This window comes from Streptomyces sp. 796.1, from assembly GCF_047525675.1.
Classification (GTDB): domain Bacteria; phylum Actinomycetota; class Actinomycetes; order Streptomycetales; family Streptomycetaceae; genus Streptomyces.
In genome coordinates, this window is the sequence record NZ_JBLIWA010000024.1 from 22,325 (window position 1) to 49,282 (window position 26,958).

Sequence of the window (26,958 nt, forward strand, 5' to 3'; positions counted from 1 at the left end):
GGCCGACCCCGCTCCCGGGCTCCGTGCTGGGTTCGGGTGCCGTCACGACTGGTCGCCCTCGCGCATCGGGACGCGGACGGTGCGCTCTTCGGCGACGCGCTCGGCGATGTCGTAGCCGGCGTCCACGTGCCGGATGACGCCCATGCCCGGGTCGTTGGTGAGCACGCGGCGGATCTTCTCGCCGGCGAGCGGCGTGCCGTCGGCGACCGTGACCTGCCCGGCGTGGAGCGAGCGGCCCATGCCGACGCCGCCGCCGTGGTGCAGCGAGACCCAGGAAGCGCCGGAGGCGACGTTGACCATGGCGTTGAGCATCGGCCAGTCGGCGATGGCGTCCGAGCCGTCGATCATGCCCTCGGTCTCCCGGTACGGGGAGGCGACCGAGCCGCAGTCCAGGTGGTCGCGGCCGATGGCCAGCGGCGCCTGGAGCGTGCCGTCGGCGACCATCTCGTTGAACCGCTCGCCTGCGCGGTCGCGCTCGCCGTAGCCGAGCCAACAGATGCGCGCGGGCAGGCCCTGGAAGTGCACGCGTTCGCCGGCCAGCTTGATCCAGCGGGCCAGCGACTCGTTCTCCGGGAACAGCTCCAGGATGGCCTTGTCGGTGGCCGCGATGTCCTTCGGGTCACCGGAGAGCGCCGCCCACCGGAAGGGGCCCTTGCCCTCGCAGAACAGCGGCCTGATGTACGCGGGCACGAAGCCGGGGAAGTCGAACGCGCGCTCGTAGCCGGCGAGTTGGGCCTCGCCGCGGATGGAGTTGCCGTAGTCGAAGACCTCGGCGCCGGCGTCCCGGAAGCCGACCATGGCCGCCACGTGCTGGGCCATCGACTCGCGGGCGCGGGCCGTGAAGTCGGCCGGCTTGTCCGCCGCGTACGAGGCCATGTCGGCGAAGTCCACGCCCACCGGCAGGTACGCGAGCGGGTCGTGGGCGCTGGTCTGGTCGGTGACGATGTCGATGGGCGCGCCGGCGGCCAGCAGTTCGGGCAGGAGCTCGGCGGCGTTGCCGAGCACGCCGATGGAGAGCGGCTTGCGGGCGTCGCGGGCCTCGGTGGCCAGGGCGAGGGCGTGCGCCGTGCTGTCGGCCTTCACGTCCAGGTAGCGGTGCTCGATGCGGCGGTCGATGGCGCGCGGGTCGCAGTCGATGCAGATGACCACGCCGCCGTTCATGGTGACGGCCAGCGGCTGCGCGCCGCCCATGCCGCCGAGCCCGGCGGTCAGCGTGATGGTGCCGGCCAGCGTGCCGCCGAACTTCTTGGCGGCCACCGCGGCGAACGTCTCGTACGTGCCCTGGAGGATGCCCTGGGTGCCGATGTAGATCCAGGAACCCGCGGTCATCTGCCCGTACATGGTCAGGCCGAGGGCCTCCAGGCGGCGGAACTCCTCCCAGTTGGCCCAGTCGCCGACCAGGTGGGAGTTGGCGATCAGGACGCGCGGCGCCCACTCGTGGGTCTGCATCACGCCGACCGGGCGGCCGGACTGGACCAGCATGGTCTCGTCCTGCCGCAGCGTGGTGAGGGTGCGCACCATGGCGTCGAAGGAGCGCCAGTCGCGGGCGGCCTTGCCGGTGCCGCCGTAGACGACGAGCTTGTCGGGGTGCTCGGCGACCTCGGGATCGAGGTTGTTCTGGAGCATCCGCAGGGCGGCTTCCTGCTGCCATCCCAACGCGCTCAGCTCAGTGCCGCGCGGTGCTCGTACGGGTCGCGGTCCCGACATGGGTGCTGCCTCCCTGGCTCGACGGGTGGTGCGGTGGTGCGTGATCCGCTGCCGCGGTGGTAGGTGGTGCATGGTCCGCGGCGGATTCGGATGCGGTTTGGATTAGATCATTCACATAGTCCAGTGATGAATAGACGTAGTCAACAGGACACCCGGCCACGTTTGGCGGCCGGATCGGGTGGGGGTTCCGGCGGGGGCGGGCTGACTCCGCCGGGCCGGGCCGGGTCCGGCGAGTCTCGCCGGCTTCGCTGGGGCGCGCCGCGGGGCTCAGGCACGCGGGGCGGCGGTCAGGGCCTCGTTCGCGCGGCGGCGCCGGTAGTACGCGACGGTGACGATCGCCAGGAGCGGACCCCAGGCGGCGAGCGGGGCGTACGCCGTCCACATCGCCCAGGCGGCCGGGCCGCTTAAGGAGAAGCCCTCGCCGGTGTCGTTCAGCGGCTGGACGAAGTTGAAGATCTGGTTCAGCACGGCGTACACGACGATCAGCGTCAGCAGCGTCGCCCCGATCGCGGCCGGGATGACCGCGGCCAGCGTCGGAATCCGCCGGCCGCGCAGCCACGGCACCCACCGCGGCACGACCTCGCCCCACGGCCGCACCAGCCCGAGGGCGAGCAGCGCGAGCACTTCGGAGACCACGGAGAGGCCGAGCACGTACGGGCGCTCCCACGCCGACCACTGGTAGCCGCTCTCGTCGCCGGCCAGCCCGAGTACGAGCGCGACGCGCCACAGACCGGACGGCAGGGTGCACAGCGGGATGGCGTGCGCCACCCGGACCGCCCAGCGGGGGGCGGACTTCTCGACGGGCCCGCGGTCGAGAAGTCCGCGGTCGAGAAGTCCGCGGTCGAGAAGTCCGTGGTCGACGCGTCCACGGTCGGCCGGCGCGCTCGCCATCGCACTCACCGGCGCACCCACCGGCGTATCCACCGGCGCCTCCGCCACGGCTCCCGCCGCGGTCGCTGACGTAGTCGATTCTGCGGCCCTGACCTGCGTCTTCATGAGCGTCCTCCCCGTTGTGGCCCGACGTCATTGACCTTGACACGCGGGGTGGGGGCACGGCGTCCACCACGGGATTGGCGTGTACTCATTCACGCGGCTGAGCCGCGTGCGACCACAGGACGACACCCCGGCCGGGGCCGGGCCCGTACGGAAGTCCCCGTGCGGAAGCCCCCGTACGAGAAGGGCCCGTACGGCGATGGCCCGTACAAGAGGGCCCGTACGAGAGCGGCCCTGGTGGAGCCGCTCCGGGGGCCGCTCCGTAGGGGCATCGCTACAGGACGAAACCTGCCGGGAAGGGGTCGGTGGGGTCGAGGAGGTACTGGCCCATGCCGGTGATCCAGGCGCGGCCGGTGACGGTGGGGAGGACCGCCGGGCGGTCGCCGACGCGGTCGACGCCGATCAGGCGGCCGGTGAAGCGGGTGCCGATGAAGGACTCGTTGACGAAGTCCTGGTGGAGCGGGAGTTCGCCGCGGGCGTGCAGTTGGGCCATCCGCGCGCTGGTGCCGGTCCCGCACGGGGAGCGGTCGAACCAGCCGGGGTGGATCACCATCGCGTTGCGTGCGTGACTGCCGGGGCACGTGGGGTCGCCACCACCCTCCGGGTGACCGGTGGTGCGCGCGGCGCCGCCTCGCGCCTCCGCCCCCACCGCGGGCGCGCCCAACTCCTCCAGGGCGCCCGGTTCCTCCGGCCCGCCCGGCGGGGCCGTGAACTGGACGTGGCGGCAGCCGGCGATGTTCGGGTCGGTGGGGTGGACGGGGCGGCGCTGGTCGTTGACCGCGGCCATCACGGCGAGCCCCGCCGCGAGCACGGCGTCCTTGTGCCGGCGGTCGAAGGGGATGCCGAGGCCGCTCAGCGGGGTGATGGCGTAGAAGTTGCCGCCGTACGCCATGTCGTAGCTGACCCGGCCGATGCCGGGCACGTCGACCGCGGCGTCCAACTCGTGGGCGTAGGAGGCGACGTTGTGCAGCGTCACCCGCTCGGCCCGGCCGTCGCGCACCGCGACCCGCGCCTCCACCAGGCCGGCCGGGGTGTCCAGCCGCACGGTCGTGACCGGCTCGACCACCTCCACCATGCCCGTCTCGACCAGCACCGTGGCCACCCCGATGGTGCCGTGCCCGCACATCGGCAGGCAGCCGGAGACCTCGATGTAGAGGACGCCCCAGTCGGCGTCCTGCCGGGTCGGCGGCTGGAGGATGGCGCCGCTCATCGCGGAGTGTCCGCGCGGCTCGTTGACCAGCAACTGCCTCATCCAGTCCTGGTGTTGGATGAAGTGGAGGCGGCGTTCGGCCATCGTGTCGCCCGGCAGAGGCCCGATGCCGCCGGTGATGACGCGGGTCGGCATGCCCTCCGTGTGCGAGTCGACGGCGCTGAAGCAGCGCGTGGCCCGCATCAGCGCTCACCACGTCCTGCGCGCCCGCCGTGCCCGCCGTGCCCGCCGCCGAGCGGCGCCCCGACCTGCGCGGGCCCGGCCGTGTCCCCGTACGGGTCTGCCGCTCCTCCTCTCGCTGCCGCGCCGGCGGCCAGTTCGGCGAGTGCGTCGACCGCGCGCCGCACGTCCGCGTCCAGTGCCGCCAGGTGCGCGTCCGACAGTGGCCCGCGGGGCGGCCTGCACGGCCCGCCGTACCGTCCGACCAGGTCCATCGCACGCTTGATGGCCTGTACGAACTCGGTGCGCGAGTCCCAGCGGAAGGCGGCGACGAGCGGTTCGTACAGGGCCCGCGCCGCGGCCACGTCGCCCGCCGTGGCGAGTTCGAAGAGGCGGACGGAGGCGGCGGGGAAGACGTTCGGGAAGCCGGCGAACCAGCCGTCGGCGCCCATCAGCAGCGATTCGACGACCAGGTCGTCGGCGCCGGCGATCAGCGCCAGGTCGGGGGCGCACTCCTTGAGGTGCCGCACCCGGCGCACGTCGCCGGAGAACTCCTTGACCGCCACCACGTGGTCGAGCGCGGCGATCTCCCGGACCATCTCCGGGGTGAGGTCCACCTTGGTGTCGAGCGGGTTGTTGTAGACCATGACGGGCAGCCCGACCGCCGCCACCTGCGAGAAGTGGTGCACGACCTCGGCGGTGTTGGCCCGGTAGAGCGTCGGCGGCAGGCACAGCACGCCGTCGGCCCCGTCCTCGGCGGCGTACTCCGCCCACCGCCTGGCCTGGTGCGCGCCCACCCCGTGCACGCCGACGACCACCAGCGCGTCGCGCCCGACGGCGGCGACGGCGGTACGGGCGACCGCGCGCCGTTCGGCGTCGGTGAGCGAGGAGTACTCGCCGAGCGAACCGTTCGGGCCCACCCCGTGACAGCCGCTGTCCACCAGCCATCGACAGTGTTCGGCGTACCGGTCGAGATCGGGCCGCAGGCCGGCGGGGGCCGCCGGGTCCTCGGCGTACGGCAGTGCGGTGGCGACGACCACACCGGTCAGCCGCTCGGCGTGCGGCTTGCGGGGGGCGGCTTGCGCCGCTTGGGACGGGGCTGAGGCCGCGGCCCTACCGTCGGGCGCGGCTGGCGTCGGCGTCGGGCCCGCGGCCGAGGGGCCGGGCGGAATGGAGTCGGGTGCGGGCGGAGTGGACTCGGGTACGGGCTCGGTGACGTGCTCGTGCGTCATGCGGGTCTCCCTTGCGCGTCCGGGGCTGGCGGGGGTTCGACGGTGCGGGGCGGCGCGGGCGGGTCCGGCAGCGCGGCCAGGTCACCGAGGCGGATCGGCTGGGCGATGGGACGGCCGTCGACGGCGTGGCGGTCGTGGAGCGTACGGGGGGCGTTGGCGCTGTGCGCCGGGGGCGGGGTGGAATCCGGGGCCGGGGCCGGCGACCCGCCTGGTGGTGGCGGGGTCTGCTCCGCGGTGCCGCCCGCGTCTGGGGCTGGGGCTGGGGCCCGCGCCGAAGTCGAGCCGGGGTACGCGCCGGAGGCCGGGGGCCGGGGCTCGGAGGGCCAAGGCCGGGGCTCGGAAGACCAGGGCCGGGACTCGGGCCAAGGCCGGGGCGGCAGCAGTGCCGCAGCCAACTCCGTGACCGCACGCCCGCACGTCCGCCCCTGGCAAGCACCGAGCCCCGCCCGGCAGGTCAGTTTGAGGGCGCGGGCGCCGTCGACGTGCCGTTCGGTGACGGCGGCGCGCAGCGCGTCGTACGTGACCTCCTCGCAGCGGCAGACGAGGGTGTCGCCGCGCAGCCAGGTCTGCCAGCCGGGGCCGACCGGATGGGCCCGGGCGAGCGCGTCGGCGAACCGGCGGCCCGAGGCGACGCGGCGGCGCAGCCGGGCTATCCGCGCCGGGTCCGTCCCGCGCCACCCGAGCCCGGCCGCGGCCAGCGCCCCCGCCAACTCCCCTTCCACAGCGGCGAGTTCTGCTCCACCGATGCCGGTGAGCTCGCCCGCCGCGTACACCCCGGTCACCGTCGTGCGCTGGTCGGCGCGCACCACGACGCGCGGCGTGCCGTCGGGGCCGTCGCGCAGCGCGCAGCCCGCGGCGACGGCCAGTTCGAGCTGCGGCGTGAACCCGTGGCCAACGCACACCGCGTCCACCCCGTCGATGCGCCGCAGCCCACCGGGCCGCACCCGCCAGTCGGGCGTCAGCCGGGCGACGGTCACCGCCCGCACCCGGTCGCCGCCGTGCGCCGCAACGACCGCAGACCGGGTGCGATACGGGACCCGGTGGCGGGCCAACACCGCTGCGTAGTGGGCGAGTTCGGGGAACTTGTGGCGGCCGTCACGGAGTGCGGCGTACGGCGAGCGGAGCCAGCCGGTCGGCGAACCGGCCTCGAAGACGCCGACCACCCGCGCCCCGACGTCCAACAGCGCGGTCGCCACCGGCAGCAGGAAGGGCCCGGTGCCCGAGACCACCACGCGCTTTCCGACCGCCACCCGCTGCCCCTTGGCCATCGCCTGCGCGGCCCCCGCCGTCACCACGCCGGGCAGGTCCCAGCCGGGGAACGGCACCGTACGGTCGTACGCGCCCGGGCAGAGCACCAGCGCATCGGCGACGAGCGTCGCGGGCCTGCGGCGCCCGTCCGCCGGGCCGGTCAGTACGTGCACGAGGTGGGGCGCCGATCCGTCGGGCGCGACCGGCCCGCGCTCCACGGCCCAGGCGGTGGTGTGCGGCAGGTGGTCGATCGCGGGCTGCGCGGCGATGGCCCGGGCGAGGCGGAGGGCTGCGGCGGTGGGGCGGGTGGCTGGCTTGGAGGCCCGCTCCGGGGCCCGGCCCCGCCCCTCCCCCGAATCCGCTCGGGCTCCCGCTCCGGCTCGGGCTTCCGCTTCCGGTTCCGTTTCCGGTTCCGTTTCCGGTACGGGCTCCGGCCGCCCGGGCGGGTGTCGGTAGTACTGGCCGCCGACCCGCGGCGCACTGTCCACGAGGGTGACCCGGGCGCCCGCCCGGGCCGCGGCCAGCGCGGCGTGCAACCCGGCCGGCCCGGCCCCGACGACCACGATCCGCCCGCGCCCGACCGGCGAGGAGGCCGCGACCCCGCCCGTCCGCCGCCGGGCATCCGGCCCCGTCGCCGGGCCTGGGCCCGGCGCGTGCGCCTCCGCTCCGTACGGTTCCGTCATGCCAGGCCCTCTCCCGTCGTCCCCGACCCCGGTTGGTGCCGTGATCGCGGCTGCGATTCCGGTTCTGGTTCCACCTCCGGCCCGACCCCCGGCGCCGGCTCCGGCAGCACCGCCCCGTACTGCGTGGTGACGGCGTCCCCCGGGGCCACCTCGCGCTGGCAGGCGCGTACGTCCGGCAGCCCGTTCAGGACGACCAGGCAGTCATGGCACACGCCGATGCCGCAGAAGAGACCGCGCCGCCGGCCCGCACCGCGCGTGGTGCGCCAGGACGTACGGCCCATGGCGAGCAGCACCGCGGCGACGGTGTCACCGGGGCGCGCGTGACGCACGAGGCCGTCCACGGTGAGCGTGAACCCACCCCGCACATCCGCCGACGCACCAGCCCCCCACCCCCCAACCGCGCCCGCCAGTCCAGCACCAGCACCGAAGCCAACACCGACAGGCCCGGCACCGGCACCGGCACCGGCACCGGCATCCGAGCCAACACGGACCCCAACACCCGCCCCAACGTCCCCACCAGCTCCCGGCTGCCGCAGGCCAGGTCGGGCCACCCGGAACGGTGCCGGGTCCAGGTGCGGGGGCTCGCCGGTGAAGAGTTCGGCGAGGAGTTCGCCGGTCGCGGCGGCGAGGCCGATGCCCGCGCCCTCGTGCCCGGCGGCGTGCCACAGCCCGGCGCGGCGCGGGTCGGGGCCGATCACCGGCAGGTGATCCGGGGTGTACGGGCGGAACCCGCCGTACGCGCGGAGCACCGGCACCGCGGCCAGCACCGGGAACAGCGCCGTCGCCCCGCGCGCCAACTCCCGGAGCACCACGGCCGGCACCGCCGCGTCGAAGCCCACCCGCTGCCGGCTCGAACCGATGAGCACGGTGCCGGCCGGGGTCGCCTCCACGACGGTCGAGGTCCGCAGGTCGGCCTCGCTCGCGCCGACCGCGCCGACGTAGTCGGCCGCGTACACCTTGTGCCGCACCGTCCCGGCCGGCAGCGGGGCGGTGACCAGCACCAGGCCGCGGCGCGGCAGTACGGGCAGCGGGCCGCCGGCCGCCGCCGCGAAGGCACCGGCCCACGGGCCACAGGCGTTGACCACCGCACCACAGGGCACGGGGCCCGCGCTGGTCCGCACCGCACGCACCCGGCCGCGCCGGTCGCACTGCACGCCGAGCGCGGTGACCCCGCCGCGCACCTCGCCGCCGCGCGCCCGCACCGCGGCCAGCAGCGCCGTCGCGGCCAGCACCGGCTGGAGCTGGGCGTCCTGCGGATAGTGCACGACGGTGCTCGCGCGCGGCGTCAACTGCGGTTCGTACGAGGCGACTTGGCCCGGCGCCAGCTCCCGGGCGGCGACGCCCACAGCACGCTGGGCGGCGGCGAAGGCGCGGAGTGCGGCCGACTCGGCGGCGCCGACGGCGACCACGAGGCCGCCCTTGCGCTCGAACTCGCACGCCGCGCGGCCGGGCCCGAGCTCCGCGGCCAACTCGGCCAACAGCGCGGGCCAGCGGCGCAACGAGGCGAGCGCCAGATCGAGTTCGGGCCCCGGCGCCTTGTCGGAGACCAGGAGGTTGCCTTCGCCGCTCGCGGTGGTGGCCGAGGCGAGCGCGCCGCGCTCCAGCACCGCCACCCGCACCCCGCGCCGGGTCAGTGCTTCGGCACAGGCGGCGCCGACGATCCCACTGCCGACGACGACCACATCGGGGTGTTGTCCGTACGTCCATGAACCCTGCATGACCCGCACCACCGTTCTTCAGAAAGAACGGTGGTGACGCTAGTGCGGCCAGGGGGGACGGTCAATACCGCGGTCGCCCGGGTACTCGATGAGCAGCACGGACAACACCGGTTCGTCCCCCGCGCACTCATAGATGTGGGGCCGCGAACCGGTCAGGCACACATAGTCGCCCGGACCCACCTCATACGGCTCCGCCGGCGGCCCGACCCGCAACACCCCCTGCACGACCACGACGTGCTCCATTCCGGGGTGCCCGTTGGAGTGCTGGCGCTCGCCCGGCTTGACCCGCTGGTCATAGACCTCAAGCACGCCGCCGCGGGGCTCGATCCGGCGCAGCATGCGCAGGTCCACGGCGCTGCTGCGGAGCACTTCGAGGCCGGCGGAGCGGACGAGCAGCACATCGGGGTGGGCGGGTTCGGCGAGCAGATCGGAGACCGGGACCTGAAGAGCGTTCGCCAGAGAGAACACGGTTTGAATGGTGGGGTTGCCGCTTCCCCCCTCAAGCTGCGACAGCGCGCTCTTGGCCACCCCCGACCTGCGGGCCACCTCGGAGAGCGAGAGCCCGCGCTCGACGCGCAGCGCCCGCACGTTGACCCCGAGCATCCGCCCGGCCCGCTGCTGCCCGGCGTCACCGCCCGTCCCACCCGCGGCCTCGCCCCCCGCGCCCCCGCGCTCCCCGTGCGGCTCCCCCATGCTGCCCCTCCTCGGCTGTCCGCGACGTGCGGCCGGCCGCCACTGTAACCAGCGCGGCCCCCGCGCCGAGCCGGCGCCCGCACCCGGGCCCCGGAGCCGCCCCGCCCCACGTCCCCCGCGCCCAGGCCCCCGCCCCGAGCCCCGGTTCGCGCCCCGGCGTCCCGCACCGCGGGGCCGCCCCGGCCCCGGGCGTGGGACGGGCCGCGCCCCGCCCGCCCCGCCCCCACCGGCGTACGACGCGGCCGGCCCCGACCGTGTTCGGGGCGGCGGTGGCCCGGAGTGCCCGGTCGGGGTGGCGCCCGGGGACGGTCGGCCGCGCGTACTGGGCAGGGCGCGGCGCTGGTGGTGAAGTGCTGTCATGACGTCAACGGAGACGAGCCAGGGGCCAGGGGACGGGACGCCGCAGGAACCGTCGGGCGGCCGGCCGCGGCCGGTGCCGTACGACACCGAGACCACCCCGGTCACAGCAGCCACCCCCACCGCAGCACCTCCCGCAACCCCCGCCGCAACAGCTACCGGAGCACCCACCACGACACCCGCCGGCGCCGCGCCCACCCCACCCGGCGCCGCGGGCCCCGCACCACACCCCGTACGCACAACGGCCACCCGCGACACGGCGGCCGGCAACACCCCACCCCGCCCCACCCCGGCCGGCGGCGACCCCGTCCGGGACGACGACGCCGGTCGGAGTCTGGCGCTGCGGCGGGACCAGGCCGTGCGAGCCGCCGTCGAGCAGGGGCTGATCGGGGCGGACGCCCCGGTCATCGGGCTGGTCGACGTGGCCGCCGTACGTTCCGCAGCCGCCGCGCTGCGGGAGGCGTTCGACGAGGTCACCGCCGAGGGCACCAGCGTCCTGCACACCTGCGCGGTCAAGGCGACCAGCCTGGTGCCGATGGTGCGGCTGTTGGCCGATGCGGGGCTCGGCTGCGAGGTGGCGAGCCCGGGTGAACTCGCCCTGGCCCAGGCCGCCGGTGTCCCGCCGCACCGCACCGTGCTCGACTCGCCGGCCAAGACCGTCGCCGAACTGCGGGCCGCCCTCGCGCTCGGCATCGGCGTCAACGCCGACAGTTGGCAGGAGTTGGCGCGGCTCGACGGGCTGGTGGCGGCTGCGCCCACCGCATCGGCGCTCGGCCTGCGCGTCAACCCGCAGGTGGGCGGGGGCACGATCAGCGCGCTCAGCACGGCGACGGCGACCTCCAAGTTCGGCGTGCCGCTGCGCGACGACGGCCCGCGCGGCGGCTCCCCGGCCGAACTCAGGTCCCGCATCGTCACCGCCGCAGTGGCCCGCCCCTGGCTCACCGGGCTGCACGCCCACGTCGGCTCGCAGGGCTGTCCGTTGGAGCTCATGACCAGCGGCGTCCGTGCGGTCTACGAACTCGCCGAGGAGATCAACTCGGCCGCAGGGCGGCAGCAGATCACCGGCATCAACATCGGCGGCGGGCTGCCCGTCAACTTCACCTCCGACACCACCGCCCCGACCTTCCGCGACTACGCCAGGCTGCTGCACGCGGCGGTGCCCGGGCTGCTGTCCGGGAAGTACGCGCTGACCACCGAGTTCGGCCGGTCGCTGCTGGCCAAGTCGGGCACCGTACTGGCCAGGGTCGAGTACGCCAAGTCGGCCGGCGGTCGGCCGATCGCCGTCACCCACGCCGGCGCCCAGGTCGCCACCCGCACCGTCTTCGCCCCGCGTTCCTGGCCCATCCGGGTCGCCGCCTACACCCCGCAGGGCCGGCCGAGCCGCGGCCCGCTGGTGGCGCAGGACGTGGCGGGGCCCTGCTGCTTCGCGGGCGACCTGGTCGCGCAGAACCGGCCGCTGCCCCTCCTGGCCAGCGGCGACCTGGCCGCCCTGCTCGACACCGGTGCGTACTACTTCTGCCACCACTTCGCGTACAACAGCCTTCCCCGGCCCGGCGTGTACGGCTTCGTGCTCGACCCCGACGCGCCGGGAGGCGTGCGGTTCGCGACCGTACGCGCGCCGCAGTCGATCGCCGAGGTGGTCGCGGAGAGCGGCGGCGCGCAGGTCGACTCGCTGATCGGGGCGCCGCAGGCGGGGTCGGGCGGCGGGTGACCGGGGGCTGAGCCGGTACGGGGCGGCGGCCATCCCGTGCGCACGGCCGCACGCGTCCGGCCGCGAGCTTGGCCCTGCGTCCGCACAGCAGAAAACCCTCCTCCAGACTGGCTGGAGGAGGGTTTCTCATGGAGCGCCGAGCAGGCCTTGCACCTACATCCCTCGTTTGGAGACGAGTATCTTTCCTTAGACGACCGACGCATCAACCCCCGCCCCTCGGGGCGGCGTTGCGTGATCCACTTTACCCCAAGCTTCACTGTGCGTCGAACCAGCCGGCGGCGGTCGGCGCGGGCCCCGGCTCCGCCGCCCGCCGGCCGCCCGCCTAGCTCCCCGCCGCCTCAGCCTCGACGATCAGCAGCGTCCCGGTGCTGCCGGGGCGCACCCGGTGCGGGGTGCCGGCCGGGACCAGGAAGAGTTCGCCGGCGCGTACGGAGACGGGTTCGCCGGCCACCTCAAGGGCGAGCAGGCCGTCCAGGACGAGCAGCGCCTCGGCCGTGGGGTGGCTCTCCTCGGCGAGCGGAAGCCCGTCCATCCGCGCCACCTTGACCGCGGTCGGCCCGACCCGGCCGAGCACCCGCGAGCGCCAGGCACCCGGCAGCGCTGCGGCCACCTCGGCGAGCGCCAGCGGTTCGGCCGCCGCCGGCCCGCCCGCCGACCGCGTCCCGGTCCCCGCCCCCGTGTCGCCCGCCGTCCCGGTCCCGGTCTTCGTCCCGTCCATCGCGCGTCCCTCCGCGGTCGTTCCGTCGCCCATGTCGTCGCGCCACCGGTCCGTCGCGCCACCGGGCCTTGCGCGGCCCGGCCGCCGGCCCGGTGCCGGATCCCGGCGCGCCCTCCCGATGGAGGGGCCTGACCTGCACGTTAGTGCGGGGCGGCGAGGTGGTGGCTGACCGTTGGGCAAAGGATCGAGGCGCGGAGTCGGGCGAGGGGGCCAGAGGCCGAGGAGCCAGCGGATCAGCAGGCCAGCAGGCCAACCCCCCGACCGTGCCAGCGAGCCAACCGATCAGCGCACCGGTACGTCCTCCGGGCGGCGGCGCGCTCCGCCGGGGCGGGCGTCGCCGGCGACGACGCCGGTGGTCAGATAGCCGCTGACGGCCGCGTGCCCGGGGCCGCCGAGCGCCCAGGGGCGGGGCAGTTCGTCGGTGCGCACCCACAGCAGCGATTCGTGCTCGTGCTCCCAACGGCCCAGCCACAGCGCCTTCCACCACAGGCCGGCCGCCGTGCCGGCGAGCAGCAGCCCGGGCGCCGCCGGCACCGCGAACGAGGCACCGACCGCCACCAGGAAGACCGCGACCAGCGGCCACCGGTGGGCGAGCCGCCAGTCCCGTACGGTCGCCTCGCGGTCCTGAAGGGCGACGGACTTCCCCGCGCGCGATGCGGCGCCCGCCAGCTTCCCGTACCGGCCGCGCCGTACCGTCGCCGCCACCGCCAGCGCGATCAGGAACAGCGCCGCACCGGCGAGGACTCCGATCCGGCGGCCGGTCACGCCCGGTACGAGCAGGCCACAGCCGGCCGCCAACAGCCCCAGCCACCACAGCCACCCCACCGGCGCCCGCACCAGCACCGCCACCCGCGCCACCGTGTACCCGCCGCGCCCCACGCCCGTCCTCCTCCGTCGTCCGTCCCGCCCGGCCGCCCACGGCGTGCCCGGCCTCCTTGCGGCCGGACTGTACTCAGCCCGGATGAGAGTTCGCTGAGACACCCGGTGCGGCGGGGCCGCCGCGGTCGGTCGTCCCTGATCGGTCGTCGCCGGTCAGTCGTCGCCGGTCAGTCGTCGAAGAGGCCGCGGGCCGCGGCCTTCGCGTCGAACTCCTCCAGGCGGGCCTGGGCGTCCGGCAGTGCGTCGCACATCGCCTCAAGCAGCACCCGGCCCAGCAGCATCGGTGCGCACGCCGTGTCGAAGGCGAGGCCGGTGCCGACGGCGGCCGGCAGCAGCAGATCGCTGTGCGTGGCCACCGGCGCGAACGCGCTGTCGGCGACCGTGACCACGACCAGGCCCGCGGTCCGCGCGTACTCCAGGGCCGCCACCACCTCCCGCGGGTGGCGCGGCAGCGCGAAGCAGAGCAGGGTGCTGGCGCCCGCCGCGGTGGCCGCGTCGATCCGGTCGGCGAGCATGGTGCCGCCCTCGTCGAGCAGCCGGACGTCGGGGTGGACCTTGCGGGCGAAGTAGCTGAACCCGGCGGCCTGCGCGGACGCCGCGCGCAGGCCGAGCACCGGCAGCGGCCGGGAGGCGGCGAGCAGCCGGCCGGCGCGTGCGACGGGTTCGGGGTCGGCGAGCAGCGTGGCCAGGTGTCGCAGGTTGTCGATCTCGGCCTGGACCGCCTGCTGGTACTCGTTGACGGCCGCGTCGCCCGCGATCCGCTCGGCCGGCGCGACCTCCCGCAGGTGCTTGCGGAGCCCGGGGTAGCCGTCGAAGCCGAGCGCGACCGCGAACCGGGTCACGGACGGCTGGCTGACGCCGGCGAGCTCCGCGAGTTCGACGCTGGACAGGAACGGCGCGTCGGCCGCCCGCCGCACCATGCAGTGCGCGATGCGCCGCTGGGTGGGCGTGAGGCGGTGCCCCTCGAAGAGCTTCTGGAGCCGCGCCGCGGCCCCGTTCGCGTCCGGCGTCTGATCCATCGTGCCCTCCCGGCGACTTCGGCGACCCGCACGCGCTCGCCCACCGACACCGGCCCGACCCCGTCACACCCGGCCCGACCAGCGCCGATCATTCAGTTACGACTAACTCTGCATGAATATATGCAGCAGCGGGCGAAGGGGCGAACCGTCGGGTCCGTGGAGCACTGAGCGGTGGGCCGGGGCCGCGGCCGGAAGCGGTACGGCCCCGTTCCCGGAGCACGTCCGGGAACGGGGCCGCACCAGAGGCGTGCCGTACGAGGAGCGGGATCGTACGAGGAGCGGGCCGGGGCCGTACGTCGGGCGGGCCGGGGCGCAGCACGCGGGCCGGGCCGGGAGCCGTACGACGGAACGACCCGCCCGGCCCCCGGCCCCAGCGCCCGACAGCCCTAGTCCAGCACGTTGCCGTTGGCCTGCCGGACCGCGCGCGAGCGGCGGTGGTCGAGTTGGATGAACGTGCGGTGCAGCCAGCGGTCCTTGCCGTCGTAGCGCGGGGTGAAGTGGCTGCGACCGTGCAGGACCAGGTGGTTGTTGACGATCGCCAGGTCGCCGGGGATCAGCTTGATGCCCTGGACGACCTTGTCGAACGCGTCCTCCAGGGCGTCCTTGGCCCGCCCGGCCTCCGCGTCCAGCGCCTCGGTGCTGATGAAGTCGACGCGTACGTTCGGGTCGTCGTCGGCGCCGATCAGCAGGGCGTGCGGCTCGGACGCGGTCTGGGTGGGGAACGAGGAGGGCGGCGGGGTGACGTAGCGGGGCTGGGTGAGGATCGCGCGGTCCGCCTCGGTCAGCAGCCCCACGGCCTGCCGGACGCAGGTGACCTGGAGTTCGGCGACCCGGTCGTGGTCGGCGCGCATGCAGAACAGCGCCACGTAGTCGGGGCGGTTGTCGTGGAAGGTGTTCTCCGCGTGCATGCCGAGCCGCTGCGAGCCGGCGTTGTTCTGCTCGGCCTCCTGGCCCGGCACCGGCACCACGTTCTGCACCAGCGCGCCGGACTTCTCGTTGCGGTAGGCGATGATCTCGCCCAGTTGCAGGGTGGTCAGGGCGATCACCGACGAGGAGTGCGCCGGCGTGCGCTCCACCGAACCCAGCACCTGCGGCGTGTCCGGCAACTCCGCCTCCCGGACCGGCAGGTTGCGGATCAGGATGCTGCCGTCGGGGCCCGCGTCGTGCCGGAACTGGCGGAGCCTGGCGGCCAGCCGGACGGGGATCGCTGCGGACAGGTCGCGGCCCCGGCCCATCCACTCCGGGTGGTCGATCTCGGCCGGCTGCGCGGCAGCCAACTCATCGGCCACGTCGGAGAGTTGGGCACGCTCGTCGTCGGTCAGTACGAAAACGCTCTGGGAGTCCATGGTGAGTCCTCGGTACTCGGTGGGTGATCGGGGGCAGGGCCCGGTCAGCGGTCGGTGCGCGGGGTGTCCTTGATGAAGCGGGCGAGGCGGGCGACGCCCTCGCGGATGTCCGGGACCGGCAGGTTGCTGAACCCGAGGCGGATCACCCGGTCGCCGCCGCCGTCCACGTAGAACATGGTCATCGGCGCCCAACTGACGCCGTAGTCGCGGGCCGAGCGCTCCATCGCCGCCAGGTCCGCGTCGAAGCCGACGCTCAGCATCAGGAAGAACCCGCCGCCCGGCACGTTCCAGCTCACCCCGTGCTCCGCGTGGTCCGCGGGCGGGAAGTGCTCTTCGAGCGCGGCGAGGACGGCCTCAAGCCGCTCCTGGTACACCTCGGCCGTGGGCCGGCTGGCGCTGCGCAGGTCGTAGTCGGCCGCCACCAGGATGCCGCCGATCACGGCCTGGGCCAGCGATGAGGTGCCCACGGTCAGGAAGCTCTTGGTCTTCGACAGCTCGGCGGCCAGCGGGCGCTCGCCGCCGCCGGGGCCGGCCACCGGCTGGTCGGCGATCAGGTACCCGACGCGCGCGCCGGGGAAGGCGGTCTTCGCGTACGAGCCCAGGTAGATGACGTTGCGCGTCTCGTCGAGCGCCTTGAGCGTGGGGAGCTCCGTGCCCAGCCGTCCGAACAGCCGGTACGGGTTGTCCTCCAGCAGGATCAGCTCCTCGCGGGCGGCCAGGGCCAGCAGTTCCCTGCGGGCGGCCAGCGGCAGCGAGGTGCCCGACGGGTTGGAGAAGTCGGGGACCAGGTAGAGCGCCACCGGCTGCTTGCCATCGGCCCGTACCGCGCGCACCGCTTCGGCGACCGCGTCCGGCTCAAGACCGTCCGGGCCCTCCAGGACGCCGCGCAGCGGGATGCCGAGGGTCTTGGCGGCGCCCACGATGCCCACGTACGCGGGCGAAACGGTCAACAGCACCTGGTCGGGCGAGGAGAACAGCGCCCGCAGCGCGATCACCATGGCCTCCTGGGCGCCCTGGGTGATCATGATGGAGGCGGGGTCGACGTCGATGCCCTCGTCCTGCTTGAGGTTGCGCGCGACCTCGCCCTGGATGAAGCCGTTGACCGGCCCGTACTGGTACAGCAGCCGGGAGATCTTCTGCTCCGGCACCCCGGACTCGCGCAGGTGCGTCAGATAGCGCTCCAGGTGGCCGGCGAGCTTGGTGACGTCGTGGGTGCCGTCGAAGGGCGCGCCGTTGGAGAACGAGATCGCGTCCGGGAAGGTCATCGTCGTCTCGCTGAGCAGCCGCATCGAGTCCATCTGCGGGTCGACGACGGAGGCGTGCAGGTGTTCCGATGAGAAGGACGTCTTCCCGTCGGGGCCGGTGATCCCGCGTTCCCCGAGGGTCGTCGGGTCCACCAAGGGTGCGCTCATGACTCTCTCTTTCGCTCTCTGCTCGGGTGCTGGGACGTGCGCTGGCGCTGTGCTGGGCTGGCGCTGTTCTGGGCTGGCTTCCGTGGGCTGACCTGGACTGACCTGGGCTGACCTGGCCTGCGGGTGGCTGCGGCTGGCTGCTCTGGTGTGGCCTGCCCTGCTCCGTTACGGGCCGGCGCGGCCGGGGCCCGGGCCGCGGTTCAGGACCTGCCGACGATCCAACTGCCCTTGCCTGGGCTCCACTCGCGCACCCGCGTGGCGGCGATGAAGCCGGCCTTGGCGTACGGCTCCTCGGACAGGATCGCGTCCAGGGCGGCGCGGTCCGCCGCTTCGTACACCAGCAGTCCGGTGTTGTCCGCGGGCAGCGGGCCGGCCGCCAGCAGCGCGCCCCGCTCGGTCAGGTCCTTCAGGTAGGCCGCGTGGTCCGGGTGGACCCGCTGGCGCTCGGCGCGGTCCACGTTGTACTCGAATTCGACGACGAACACCGACACGGAGGTCTCCTCGCTGGTGGTGGACCGACGGGCGGCCCGCAATCCCGGAACTGGTCCCGCTGTCCTGCTTTCTTGCCTTCTTGCTGTGCCGCTTTCCTGCTGTGCCGTTGCCGGGGCGCGGCCCTGCGCGCCCGCGCGGGGGCACCTGCGCGGGGCCCGGCCCCGGGTCACATGTAGATGCCGCCGTTGATGTCGATGACGGATCCGGTGGAGTAGCCCGCGCTCTCCGAGCACAGGTGGAGCACGCTGCCCGCGGCCTCGGGGACCGTGCCGTAGCGGCCCATCGGCAGCCGGCCGAGCACCGCCTTCTGGGCCGCCTCGTCGCGGCGCTCGAAGGCGCCGGCCACCCGGGCGGTGGCGATCGGCCCGTGCGCGACCACGTTCGCGACCACGCCGGTGCCGGCGAGTTCGAACGCCACCTGCTTGGTCATGCCGATGACGGCCGCCTTGGCACCCACGTACGCGGCGTTGTTGAAGCGGCTGAACGTCCGGCCGCCGGCGGAGGCGAAGTTGACGATGCGGCCGTAGCCGTCGGCGGCCATCCGCGGCGCGCACACCTTGATCGCGATCCAGGTGCTGACCACGTTCTCCAGGTACGTCTCGTCGAAGTGGCTGTGCTCCAGGTCGGCGTAGCCGATCACCCGGGTGTCCCCGCCGACGCCGTTGACCAGGATGGACGGCGCGTGCTGCGCGACGATCTCGGTGAGCTGCCGCTCGGCCGCCGGAATGTCGGTGATGTCGCCGACGACGGCCTCCGTCTTGGTCTGCGCGGCGAGTTCGGCCGCCAGGCGGGTCACCGCCTCCTCGTCCTTGTCGAACAGGACGAGGGTGTGGCCCTCGGCCGCGAGCCCCCGGGCGACTTCCTGGAGGATGCCCCCGGCGGCGCCGATGAGCAGGGCGGTGCGCTTCGTCATGACAGGTCTCCCGTGCTGTTGACGTGCGTGGTCGCGGTGGTGTGCTGGCTGGTGCGGGCCCCGTCACGGGCCGGTGCTGGCACGGCTGCGCCGTCGCCCGCCGCCGTGGCCGCGACGGCCTGCCGCAGCGTCGGGCCGGGGCGGACGCCGAGGCCGGGGCCCGGCAGCGGGTGGGCGAGGTAGTGGCGGCGGTCCACGTGGTAGGGCGGTTCGGTCAGCGGGGTGGGGAACCACTCGTCCTGTTTGCCGGCTTCCACGGTGGCCAGCCGGCCGAGCGAGCAGGCCAGCAGCCGGGCGGCGGCCCACAGCGGCCCGACCTCGCCGACGTGCACGCCCAGTTGCGCGCCGAGGCCGAGCGCCCGGGCCTGCCGGAGCAGCCGCAGCGTCGGGAAGAGGCCGCCGCACTTGCTGACGCGGGCGTTGACCAGGTCGGCGGCGCCGAGTGCGGCGGCCTGCGCCAGGTCGTCCGGGCCGCAGCAGGACTCGTCGAGCATGACCGGGATGCCGCCGGCCTCCCGGACCTCCCGCATGGCCGGCCAGTCGCGCTGGCCCACCGGCTCCTCCAGCCAGCCGACGCCCAGCGGCGCGAGCGCACGGGCCGCGCGCACGGCGGTCGCCCGGTCCCAGTCGCCGTTGACGTCGATCGACACGGTCGCCGCCGGATCGAAGGTCTCCCGTACGAAGCGGGTCCGCGCGACGCAGTCGTCGACGTTCCGGGTGGCCTTCAGCTTGACGTGCCGGATCGACCGCAGCGCCACGGGGTCGAGCCTGGCCACCGTGGCCGCCGGGTCCTTGGCCATGTCCAGGACGTACGAGACGGCCACCGGCCCCGGCCGCTCGGCCAGCAGGTCCGCCACCTCAGGCACCCGGCGCAGCGCCTGCGCCCCCGGCACCCCGTGCACCCGGCACACCAGGTCGAACAGGGCGAGTTCGAGGGCCGCAGCGGCGGCCGGCATCGGCTCGCCGTCACCGCCGCCGTCACCGCCGTCGCCGCCGACCAGCGCGGGCAGGTCGAGCGCGGCCAGCGCGCGCAGCGCCGCGTCCGGGTCGGCCACGTCGATGAGGTCGTTCAGCCGGTCGGGGCCGAACGCGCGGAGCGCGCGTACCGCCCCGGCCACCGATTCGCCGGTGACGTACTCCCGCGGCGCGCCCTCGCCCAGCCCCTCGTGGCCGGCCGCGCGCACGGCGACCAGTACCGACGCGGTGGTGGCGCGGGCCTTCCCGGCGTGCACGAACGGCCGGCCCATCGGCAGCGCGACGGGCGCCACCCGCACCTCGGTGATCACGCCGACACCGCCGGCACGACGACCCCGGCCAGCCAGTCCCAGTAGTCGCGGCGGGCCGGCGAGAACTCGACGTAGTGGTGGCGGGCGGCGAAGGCGGTGGTGGTGAAGTCGCCGTGCAGGGCGCGCAGCGTCGCCTCCGACACGTCCAGGTCGATGATCGGGTCGTGTTCGACACGTACGAAGTGGACGTCGGGGCCCGGCGCGAGCGGCACCTGCGTCTCCGCGTACGCGTCCTCAAGGGCGACCATGGTGGCCCGGGTGCGGTCGGTGATCTGGCGCAGCATCAGCCGGTCGTTGGCCATGAACTCCAGGTAGCGCGGCTCGCCGGTGTAGTCCTCGTCCTCCAGCGCGATGGGCGCGCGCTCCCGGCCCGACAGTCGGCGTACGGCGGCGAGTTCGACCGGGCCGAGCCGGGCGCGCTGCTGGCCGAGGGCGGGGGTGCAGTAGACGAGGGTGGCGACGTCCAGGCCGCCCGCCGCGGCCAGCGCGCCGACCACGCTCCCGCCGAAGCTCTGGCCGAGCAGGGTGAGCGGCAGCCGCGGGTGCGCGGTGCGCGCGGTGGCCAGGCCCTGCCGGTAGTCGGCCAGGACCGTGTCGGCCGAGGGCAGGTCGCCGCGGACGCCGCCGCTGACGCCTGAGCCGCGGCGGTCGAGGGCGTAGCTGACGACGCCGCGCGCGGCGAGTTCGGGGCCGGTCTCGAAGAGCCAGTTGGCGTGGCTCTGGATGCCGTGCACGTAGAACAGCACGCCGTGCACGGGCGATCCGTCGTCCGGGGCCCAGCGGTGCAGGGCGAGCGTGGTGCCGTCGGCGGCCGTGAGCTCCGATATCAGGTGGATGTCCTTCGCGTACAACGGTGTTCGACCCCCCAGGTGCGGTGTCCGGTGTGGTGCCGAAAGGTGCGCGGGGCGGCTGCGGCCCGGCGCCCGACCGCTCCCCACGGTCGGGCACCGCCCCGGCCGGTGCGGACCGGGGCGTGTCGGGACGAGTCGGATGTGTCGGGGCGGGTGGTGGTGGGCGAGGGCGGGTGGCTGTGGGCGGCGGAGGGTGGTCGGTCGCGGTGGCGGTGGCGGTGGCGGTGGCGGTGGCCGACGGTGCGGCTGTCGGCGGGAGCGGTGGCCGGCCGGCGGGTGGCGGCGGGGCCACGGGCGCGCGGCGGGTTCCGGGCGCTCCGTCCGGTGCGGGAGCCCGCCCCGCGCCCGGCCGGTGGCCGCCGCGCCCTAGGTGCCCAGCGCCTCTTCGAAGTAGCGGAGCACGTCCCCGTTGCGCTGCACCCAGTAGTGCTTGAGCTGGGCCGGGGACGCTCCGTCGGCCTGTCGGCGCTGGTCGACCGCGGCGAAGGTGCCCGGCCGTACGGCGAGCACCCGCAGCGGGGTCAGCCGCTCGGTGCGCCGCTTCTCCGCGTACTCGATGTTCAGCGCCTGGAGTTGGTCCTCGACCTGCGCGGCGAAGTGCTCGGGGGAGAGCGCGAGCCCGTCGGGCCACTCGATGGCCAGCGTGTAGCCGGGCGGCGTGTTCCACACCGGAATGCAGGTGAACAGCGGGCGGAAGGGCCAGTCGTCGCCCAGCGCCAGCCGCACCGCGGTGTGCACGTCCTCCTCGGTGAGCTTCTCGCCGGTGAACGAGCTGCCGAAGCCGCCGCGCCCGGCGAACTCCATCCTGGGCACCTCCCCGACCCGGTCGACCACCGTGTAGCGGTCGCCGAGGTCGTACCGGTACAGCCCGTTGGCCTGGCTCATCACCACGTTGTACGTGTGGCCGGCCTCCAGGTCGCGGTAGCCCACCGTCTCCACGTCGGGCTCCAGGTCCGCGTCCTCGTCCCGGCCCTCGACCGGCACGAACTCGTACAGGCCGAGGTCGACGGCGAGCGGCCCGGCCGCGTGGTGCGCGTCCACCGGGATGGTCACGATGCCCTCCGTGCCGGTGGCGCTGAACGGCAGCTTCGGCACACCGGGCGTCACCTCCTCCAGCCACGGCCGGTACAGCGCGGCCGACGCGGAGTTCCACGACACCACCAGGGACAGGTTCGGCCACAGGTCGGCCAGGCGCAGCCCGCCGCCACGGGACCGCTGCACGGCCGCCAGCCGGTCCGCGAGCAGCGGATCAGCGCCCCCGCACGGCGCCCCGGCCAGCGTGCCGCGGCGCAGGTCGGCGATGAGGTCCCCGGAGCGCTCGGCAAGTTGCTCGGCCAGGCCGACGATCTTCGACGGGTTGAGCGCGACGATGATCCGTACGTCGGACGAGGCCAGCAGCCGCAACTTGCGGTACAGGCCCGTCTTGTAGTCCTCGTCGTCGACGCCCTGGAACCAGTCCTCCTCGTACCACGGCGGCGACCAGTCGACGCTGCTGACCGAGGCCGGCCGCTGCGAGATGGGGTAGCTGGCGAAGTCGCTCACCGGCTTCAGCGAGGCGGAGCGCTCCCAGGACAGGTCGAGCACCGCCGCCCCGTGCGAGCGGTCGTAGCCGATGCTCTCGAAATACAGCCCCCACTGTGCGTACAGCGCCCGGCCGCGGTAGAGGTTGCGCCAGTGCCGGGTGGTGGGGATCAGCTTGGGCTTGCCGCTCGATCCCGAGGTCTTCAAGAAGGCGTAGGGGTCGCTGCGCGTCAGCACGTTGGTGTCGCCGTCCAGCAGCTTCTGGATGTACGGCTCGAACGCCGGGTAGCAGCGCACCGGCACGGCCTTCTTCCAGTCCGCCAGCGTACGGACCGCGCTGAGCCCGTGCTTCTTGCCGAAGTAGGTGCCGTCGGCCTGGCCGAGTATGTCCCGGAAGACGCGGTCGACGTGCTCCTGCGGGCGGGCGCAGATCGCGCGCTGCCGGGCCAGCGCGGCCCGCGCCCGGTCCAGGAAGGTGCCGGTGACGACCGAGGAGTTGACGGCCTGCTGCCGGGCGTAGGTGGTGCTGCGCTGTGCGGCCGTTCCGAATCCGGGCAGGATGTCGGTGCTCACGCCCCTCGCCTCCATCTGATCAGCGTTGTCAGGCTGCGGGTGCGCACGTTCACTCGCCGGGGGTGTCGTCCACCGGAACGGTCTCGATGGTGATGGCGTCCAGCACCGCTTCGGCGCGCGCCACCGCCTCGTCCGCGTCCGCCCCGTTGGCGACCACGAACCCCATCAGCAACTCCCAGTTGTTGCGTACCGGGATCGCGACCTCGCCGACCTGGAGGCACAGGTTGACGCCCACCTCGGCGTCCCGGATCGGGTCGAGCCCGATCAGCCCGGTCCACGCCGTCTCGATGGGCATGTGGTTGACGGGGACGCCGAGGGTGTCGAGCCCGGTGATGGCGGTGACCAGGCCGGGCTTCGGCATGAAGTGGATCATCACGGCGCCGCGGCCGGCGTCCAGCGAGTGCGGCGTGAACGTCTCCAGGCCGAGCGGCACCGCGACCTGGAGGCGGGAGAGGTCGATGTCGTAGGCGCGCCTGACCAGTTCGTGGATGCCGCCGCCACCGATGCGGCAGTGCGTCTCCAGGATGCGCGGGCCCCGGTCGGTGAGGATGAACTCGGTGTGCGAGGGCCCTTCGAGCAGCCCGACCGCGTCCAGCAGGGCCCGCGTCAGGCGGACCATCTCCTCCCGGACCGCGGGATCGACCCGGCCGGGGAACAGGTCGCCGATCTCGACGGCCTGGCCCGGCGCCTTCAGGTACTCGTCCACGCCGATCGGGTGGTGCGTCCCGGCGGTGGAGAAGGACTCCAAGGTGACCTCGGGACCTTCGAGGAACTCCTCGACCAGCCCTTCGGCGTGCCCGTCGGCGACGAACAACTCCCAGGCCCCGGGAGCCTGTTCGGCGTCATCGATGGGGAGCGTGGAGAGGCTGCCGGTGCTGTCGATCGGCTTGAGGATGACCTTCCCGCCCACCTCGGCGATGAAGTCCAAGAGCTCCGCCTCGCTGGCGACGACGCGGTGCAGCACCGGGCTGATGCCGGCTCGCTCCATGGCCTGCCGGGTCAGCACCTTGTTCTTGATGGCGCGTACGGTCTCCACGCTGTTGCCGGGGATGCCGAGCTTCTCGCTGGCCACGGCGGCGGCGAGCACCGCGTCCTCACCGGGGGCGAGGACGCGTCGGAAGGGGCGGTCGTGGTGCAGGGGCGCCAGGATGTCGAGCACGGCGTCCGGTTCGGTGACCGGGACGGGGCACTCGATCATGAGGTCCACATAGCGCTGGACGCGGTCCGGGCGGCTACCCGGTGAATGCACGAGCACGACCTCTAGGCCGAGTTCCTTGGCGTGCCTGGCCATGTCGGTCCGACTGCCGATGATCGCTATACGTTCCATGGAATTTCCTTGTCACATAGTGGCGCGATACCTTACCCGTGGTGCGTCGTTGCCGTACGTGGTGGAAAGGGGACGAACGCGCTTCTCGTTCGCTTTCCGCTCTTTCTCGTTCGAATCCCGCCCGGTTCTCGTTGCGGAATGTGGCCGTCAGGCTTCCGCTCCGGTCGCCGGCGCTTTGGCAGCGGGTGCGGATTCCGCTTCGTCCGCCAGTTCCCCATAGTTGGAAATCTTCGCCATCGCCTTGAATCCGACGGCCACCGCAAAGCCGACGGCCGCCAGGATCACCCAGAGCGTGGCGAATCCGAATTGCCGGGCGATGACGATGCCCAGCGGTCCACCGAGAATCAGTCCGAGGTTCCAGGAGAAGAAGAAGGAGCCCTGATAGGTGCTGGCCTGCCCGTCCGGCGAGCGGCGCCCGAGGAAGGTGGACGCCATCGGTACGTAGATGACCTCACCGAGCGTCCAGATCACCAGCGCCCCGACGAACCAGGGCACGTTCGTCGCAAACGCGTTGAGGCCGAAGCCGACCGCCACCAGAACGGCGCCGATGACCAGCGGGGTGTTCTCCTGCATCCGCTCGGTGACCTTCGGCACGAAGGGCAGTGCGGCGACCATGAGGACCGCGTTGACCGCGAAGACCAGGCCGATCGTGGACGGCTTGAGGCCCTCGTGGTCCATGTGCAGCGGCAGCGCCGCCTCGAACTGGAGGTACACGCAGGCGAGCACGAAGGAGAGGCCGAGGAAGGTCAGCAGCACCGGGCTGCGGAACGGCTCCGCCATGTCCGCCGCCGCGCGCCGCGCCGACCACGGCTCGTCGGTGCGCTGGTGCGCCAGGTGGTCCTTGGGCAGCGCCCAGACCAGGCAGAAGTAGAGCACGGCGGCGCCGACCCAGAGCAGGAACAGCGCGGGCGGCCACAGCGCGAGCGCGAACCCGGAGAGCACGGGCCCCAGCGACGCACCGACGTTGAAGCCCACGTGCAGCGTGCTGTACGCCTTCGCGAAGTGCTCCTTGGCGACCAGCGAGGTCACCAGGCCCGCAGCGGCCGGCCGGTCCACCGCGGTGAGCAGCCCCGCCAGCGGCGAACACACGCCGATCACGTAGATGTTCTCCACGAAGGCCAGCAGGGCGGCGGTGACCACCACGCCCAGTTGCGCCGTCAGGATCACCCGCCGGGCCCCGAACCTGTCGGCCACCACGCCGCCGACCAGCCCCGCGGCGACCACGCCGGCCCCGAACAGACCGAGAATGACCGGGGTGGCGCCCTCCGAGGCGATGTCGCCCTGTTCCAGGTAGATGACGAGAAAGGCGGGAACCAGCACACCGAAGCGGTTGGCGGTCTGGCCGAAACACAACAGCCAGAACGACCTGGGCAATCGCATCGTCATTCTTCCCCTGCTATGCATTGCCCGGCTGGGCTCTGGCGCTTCACCCATGCCTCCACCGGCGGCCAGCCGGGGGAAACAACCATGGATCACGGACGTACGAATCCCAGCCGGACGCGAGATCGAGATCGGACGCTGAACCACTTCCCTGACGTCGACGCTGTTATTCGGTCGATTCAGGCTGAGAGGAAACGTTACGGCGCAGTGCAGTTGCAGCCATCACGCACCATTGGCGTGATTTCCGTGCCCACGAGAGCCGGGCATGTGCCGCAGCCAAATTCCTACCGCCAGGACGATACAAATGACCTTCGCGGAGTGTCAATAGGAAAAAATTTGCCGGTCAACGAGCCTTCCTGCTCACAGACTTACCGGCCCACCGTGTACGTGCCAGCGGCAAGAAAGTGCCGACCCACTTAGCGTACGGTGCGGTCCAGCGCAAGCAGCTTATGAGATTCGTCCAGGAGGCGATCATTCATGACGGTGCTGTTTGAATGCAGCTACGACAACGAGCGCTACTTCGGCCTCGGCGTACCGCGCGACGGCGCGGAGCTGCGGATTCACCGCCTCGGCGGTGATCGACTCGCCTCCCTCATCGCCGCATCGGGCGGCGAGACCGACGCGCTGACCGCCGGGCGCGCGGAGCTGACCGTGCCGGCCGCGGCCAGGGACCGGGTCCGCATGGTGCCCCCGCTCATGCCGGACCACGTCGGCGACGCGCTGGTGAGCGGCTTCATGATGACCCACAACGTCAAGGCGGACGCCTCCACGCCGGACCAGCCCAACTGGTTCGTGAAGGGGCTCGGCGACGCGCTGAAGCTGCCGGGCGAGCCGCTTTCGGTGCCGGGCGACGCGGTCGCCGTGTGCGAGGAGGCCGAGGTCGTCCTCGTCTACGTGGGCGAGGAGAAGACGGGCCGCCCCCGCTACGTGGGGCACGCCTTCGGCAACGACGTCACCGACATCGGCCGCTTCAAGCGCCACCACGGACACCTGTCGTACGCCAAGCTCTGCGACGCCGGCATCTCACCCGTGTTGCACCTCGGCCCGCCGCCGGCCCGCGTCACCGGCCGCACGACCATCGAACGCGAGGGCTCCGTGGCCTGGTCGGGCCCCTTCACCACCGGCACCGACGCGCTCTTCTACGACCTGGAGACGATCATGGCCACGCTCCTCGCGTACACGGCCCTGCACCGCCCCGGCCGGGTCCACTACGTCTACATCGGCGCCGACCGCAGCAGCTTCCACGCCGGGCACGAAATGGCCGACGGCGACCGGGTGACCCTCGACTTCACGAGCCACGGGGTCGTCCTGGGGAATCCACTGGCGTGGGGCGAGCGGTAGCCCCGGGCCCGGGCTCGCCGCTCGGGGTCCCCCATGGCCGGGGGTGGCTCGCCCGGCTGGGGTGACGCCGGCCGGGGCCCGGGAGCTCGGCCCCCTGCTCGGGCGGGGGCGGCGCCGTCTTAGCCCTTGCCCGGGTGGGGGTTGGCCCTGCCGGCGTGGGGTTCGGCGCCGCCTGCGCGGGTTGGCCCT

At 73.8% G+C, this 26,958-nt stretch carries 21 protein-coding genes; 2 read left to right on the top strand and 19 right to left on the bottom strand.

The genetic code is table 11. The annotated features are described in order from the left end of the window. Positions 1–42: 42 nt before the first annotated feature. The 7 genes from hutU to ACMA1D_RS17800 all read right to left on the bottom strand — a co-directional run bounded on the left by hutU (position 43) and on the right by ACMA1D_RS17800 (position 9,643). Positions 43–1,707, bottom strand: coding sequence for a urocanate hydratase (gene hutU / locus ACMA1D_RS17770; RefSeq protein WP_414724970.1), 1,665 nt, complete (start codon positions 1,705–1,707; stop codon positions 43–45). A gap of 267 nt (positions 1,708–1,974) precedes the next feature. After that, positions 1,975–2,703 (bottom strand): hypothetical protein, encoded by a 729-nt coding sequence (locus ACMA1D_RS17775; protein WP_414724971.1) that lies wholly within the window; start codon positions 2,701–2,703, stop codon positions 1,975–1,977. A 271-nt stretch (positions 2,704–2,974) separates the two neighbouring features. Next, positions 2,975–4,093 carry a proline racemase family protein gene (locus tag ACMA1D_RS17780; protein ID WP_414724972.1) on the bottom strand — a complete coding sequence of 373 codons (1,119 nt, stop codon included), beginning with the start codon at positions 4,091–4,093 and terminating at the stop codon, positions 2,975–2,977. Then, the gene (locus tag ACMA1D_RS17785; RefSeq protein ID WP_414724973.1) at positions 4,093–5,301 is read right to left on the bottom strand and encodes a dihydrodipicolinate synthase family protein; all 1,209 of its coding nucleotides are present in this window, start codon (positions 5,299–5,301) and stop codon (positions 4,093–4,095) included. Before ACMA1D_RS17785 ends, ACMA1D_RS17780 begins: the two co-directional genes overlap by 1 nt. Beyond that, complete coding sequence (locus ACMA1D_RS17790; protein WP_414724974.1) at positions 5,298–7,232, bottom strand: FAD-dependent oxidoreductase; 1,935 nt, start codon at positions 7,230–7,232, stop codon at positions 5,298–5,300. The genes ACMA1D_RS17785 and ACMA1D_RS17790 overlap by 4 nt, the downstream gene beginning before the upstream one ends. Beyond that, on the bottom strand, positions 7,229–8,950 hold the full coding sequence (locus tag ACMA1D_RS17795; protein WP_414724975.1) for an FAD-dependent oxidoreductase: 1,722 nt from the start codon (positions 8,948–8,950) through the stop codon (positions 7,229–7,231). Before ACMA1D_RS17795 ends, ACMA1D_RS17790 begins: the two co-directional genes overlap by 4 nt. 39 nt (positions 8,951–8,989) lie before the next feature. Next, positions 8,990–9,643, bottom strand: a complete 654-nt coding sequence (locus ACMA1D_RS17800; protein WP_414724976.1) for a helix-turn-helix domain-containing protein — start codon at positions 9,641–9,643, stop codon at positions 8,990–8,992. A 358-nt stretch (positions 9,644–10,001) separates the two neighbouring features. On the opposite strand from ACMA1D_RS17800, the gene ACMA1D_RS17805 reads away from it, so the two are divergent. Then, a complete protein-coding gene (locus ACMA1D_RS17805) occupies positions 10,002–11,711 on the top strand; it encodes a diaminopimelate decarboxylase (protein WP_414724977.1) in 1,710 nt (569 codons plus the stop codon). A 322-nt stretch (positions 11,712–12,033) separates the two neighbouring features. On the opposite strand, the gene ACMA1D_RS17810 is transcribed toward ACMA1D_RS17805, so the two are convergent. The 12 genes from ACMA1D_RS17810 to ACMA1D_RS17865 form a co-directional block, all read right to left on the bottom strand. Then, on the bottom strand, positions 12,034–12,429 hold the full coding sequence (locus tag ACMA1D_RS17810) for a cupin domain-containing protein (RefSeq protein ID WP_414724978.1): 396 nt from the start codon (positions 12,427–12,429) through the stop codon (positions 12,034–12,036). 282 nt (positions 12,430–12,711) lie between these two features. Further along, positions 12,712–13,308: a hypothetical protein gene (locus ACMA1D_RS17815; protein WP_414724979.1), complete on the bottom strand. Its 597-nt coding sequence runs from the start codon at positions 13,306–13,308 to the stop codon at positions 12,712–12,714. Positions 13,309–13,475: 167 nt separating this feature from the next. Further along, positions 13,476–14,327, bottom strand: coding sequence for a MurR/RpiR family transcriptional regulator (locus ACMA1D_RS17820; protein WP_414724980.1), 852 nt, complete (start codon positions 14,325–14,327; stop codon positions 13,476–13,478). Positions 14,328–14,713: 386 nt separating this feature from the next. After that, positions 14,714–15,673 (bottom strand): TauD/TfdA family dioxygenase, encoded by a 960-nt coding sequence (locus ACMA1D_RS17825; protein ID WP_414724981.1) that lies wholly within the window; start codon positions 15,671–15,673, stop codon positions 14,714–14,716. A 44-nt stretch (positions 15,674–15,717) separates the two neighbouring features. Then, entirely contained in the window at positions 15,718–17,085 is a 1,368-nt protein-coding gene (locus tag ACMA1D_RS17830; protein WP_414724982.1) for a PLP-dependent aminotransferase family protein, read from the bottom strand. Between the two features lie 200 nt (positions 17,086–17,285). Continuing rightward, positions 17,286–17,576 (bottom strand): YciI family protein, encoded by a 291-nt coding sequence (locus ACMA1D_RS17835; RefSeq protein ID WP_414724983.1) that lies wholly within the window; start codon positions 17,574–17,576, stop codon positions 17,286–17,288. 167 nt (positions 17,577–17,743) lie between these two features. Continuing rightward, complete coding sequence (locus ACMA1D_RS17840; RefSeq protein ID WP_349992542.1) at positions 17,744–18,490, bottom strand: SDR family NAD(P)-dependent oxidoreductase; 747 nt, start codon at positions 18,488–18,490, stop codon at positions 17,744–17,746. Further along, on the bottom strand, positions 18,487–19,776 hold the full coding sequence (locus tag ACMA1D_RS17845; protein WP_414724984.1) for an enolase C-terminal domain-like protein: 1,290 nt from the start codon (positions 19,774–19,776) through the stop codon (positions 18,487–18,489). Before ACMA1D_RS17845 ends, ACMA1D_RS17840 begins: the two co-directional genes overlap by 4 nt. Next, positions 19,773–20,627: an alpha/beta hydrolase gene (locus tag ACMA1D_RS17850; protein ID WP_414724985.1), complete on the bottom strand. Its 855-nt coding sequence runs from the start codon at positions 20,625–20,627 to the stop codon at positions 19,773–19,775. The genes ACMA1D_RS17845 and ACMA1D_RS17850 overlap by 4 nt, the downstream gene beginning before the upstream one ends. 366 nt (positions 20,628–20,993) lie before the next feature. Further along, positions 20,994–22,721: a GH3 auxin-responsive promoter family protein gene (locus ACMA1D_RS17855; RefSeq protein WP_414724986.1), complete on the bottom strand. Its 1,728-nt coding sequence runs from the start codon at positions 22,719–22,721 to the stop codon at positions 20,994–20,996. 49 nt (positions 22,722–22,770) lie between these two features. After that, the gene (locus tag ACMA1D_RS17860; protein WP_414724987.1) at positions 22,771–24,048 is read right to left on the bottom strand and encodes an ATP-grasp domain-containing protein; all 1,278 of its coding nucleotides are present in this window, start codon (positions 24,046–24,048) and stop codon (positions 22,771–22,773) included. Between the two features lie 147 nt (positions 24,049–24,195). After that, complete coding sequence (locus ACMA1D_RS17865) at positions 24,196–25,434, bottom strand: MFS transporter (protein WP_414724988.1); 1,239 nt, start codon at positions 25,432–25,434, stop codon at positions 24,196–24,198. Between the two features lie 471 nt (positions 25,435–25,905). Here ACMA1D_RS17865 and ACMA1D_RS17870 point away from each other — a divergent pair, with 471 nt between their 5' ends. Next, positions 25,906–26,769 carry an FAH family protein gene (locus ACMA1D_RS17870; RefSeq protein WP_414724989.1) on the top strand — a complete coding sequence of 288 codons (864 nt, stop codon included), beginning with the start codon at positions 25,906–25,908 and terminating at the stop codon, positions 26,767–26,769. Positions 26,770–26,958 lie beyond the last annotated feature (189 nt).

What these genes read in the sequence shown, in the direction of transcription:
- hutU (WP_414724970.1), bottom strand. Translation starts at nt 1,707, where the DNA reads ATGTCGGGACCGCGACCCGTACGAGCACCGCGCGGCACTGAGCTGAGC.
- ACMA1D_RS17775 (WP_414724971.1), bottom strand. Translation starts at nt 2,703, where the DNA reads ATGAAGACGCAGGTCAGGGCCGCAGAATCGACTACGTCAGCGACCGCG.
- ACMA1D_RS17780 (WP_414724972.1), bottom strand. Translation starts at nt 4,093, where the DNA reads ATGCGGGCCACGCGCTGCTTCAGCGCCGTCGACTCGCACACGGAGGGC.
- ACMA1D_RS17785 (WP_414724973.1), bottom strand. Translation starts at nt 5,301, where the DNA reads ATGACGCACGAGCACGTCACCGAGCCCGTACCCGAGTCCACTCCGCCC.
- ACMA1D_RS17790 (WP_414724974.1), bottom strand. Translation starts at nt 7,232, where the DNA reads ATGACGGAACCGTACGGAGCGGAGGCGCACGCGCCGGGCCCAGGCCCG.
- ACMA1D_RS17795 (WP_414724975.1), bottom strand. Translation starts at nt 8,950, where the DNA reads ATGCAGGGTTCATGGACGTACGGACAACACCCCGATGTGGTCGTCGTC.
- ACMA1D_RS17800 (WP_414724976.1), bottom strand. Translation starts at nt 9,643, where the DNA reads ATGGGGGAGCCGCACGGGGAGCGCGGGGGCGCGGGGGGCGAGGCCGCG.
- ACMA1D_RS17805 (WP_414724977.1), top strand. Translation starts at nt 10,002, where the DNA reads ATGACGTCAACGGAGACGAGCCAGGGGCCAGGGGACGGGACGCCGCAG.
- ACMA1D_RS17810 (WP_414724978.1), bottom strand. Translation starts at nt 12,429, where the DNA reads ATGGACGGGACGAAGACCGGGACCGGGACGGCGGGCGACACGGGGGCG.
- ACMA1D_RS17820 (WP_414724980.1), bottom strand. Translation starts at nt 14,327, where the DNA reads ATGGATCAGACGCCGGACGCGAACGGGGCCGCGGCGCGGCTCCAGAAG.
- ACMA1D_RS17825 (WP_414724981.1), bottom strand. Translation starts at nt 15,673, where the DNA reads ATGGACTCCCAGAGCGTTTTCGTACTGACCGACGACGAGCGTGCCCAA.
- ACMA1D_RS17830 (WP_414724982.1), bottom strand. Translation starts at nt 17,085, where the DNA reads ATGAGCGCACCCTTGGTGGACCCGACGACCCTCGGGGAACGCGGGATC.
- ACMA1D_RS17840 (WP_349992542.1), bottom strand. Translation starts at nt 18,490, where the DNA reads ATGACGAAGCGCACCGCCCTGCTCATCGGCGCCGCCGGGGGCATCCTC.
- ACMA1D_RS17860 (WP_414724987.1), bottom strand. Translation starts at nt 24,048, where the DNA reads ATGGAACGTATAGCGATCATCGGCAGTCGGACCGACATGGCCAGGCAC.
- ACMA1D_RS17865 (WP_414724988.1), bottom strand. Translation starts at nt 25,434, where the DNA reads ATGACGATGCGATTGCCCAGGTCGTTCTGGCTGTTGTGTTTCGGCCAG.
- ACMA1D_RS17870 (WP_414724989.1), top strand. Translation starts at nt 25,906, where the DNA reads ATGACGGTGCTGTTTGAATGCAGCTACGACAACGAGCGCTACTTCGGC.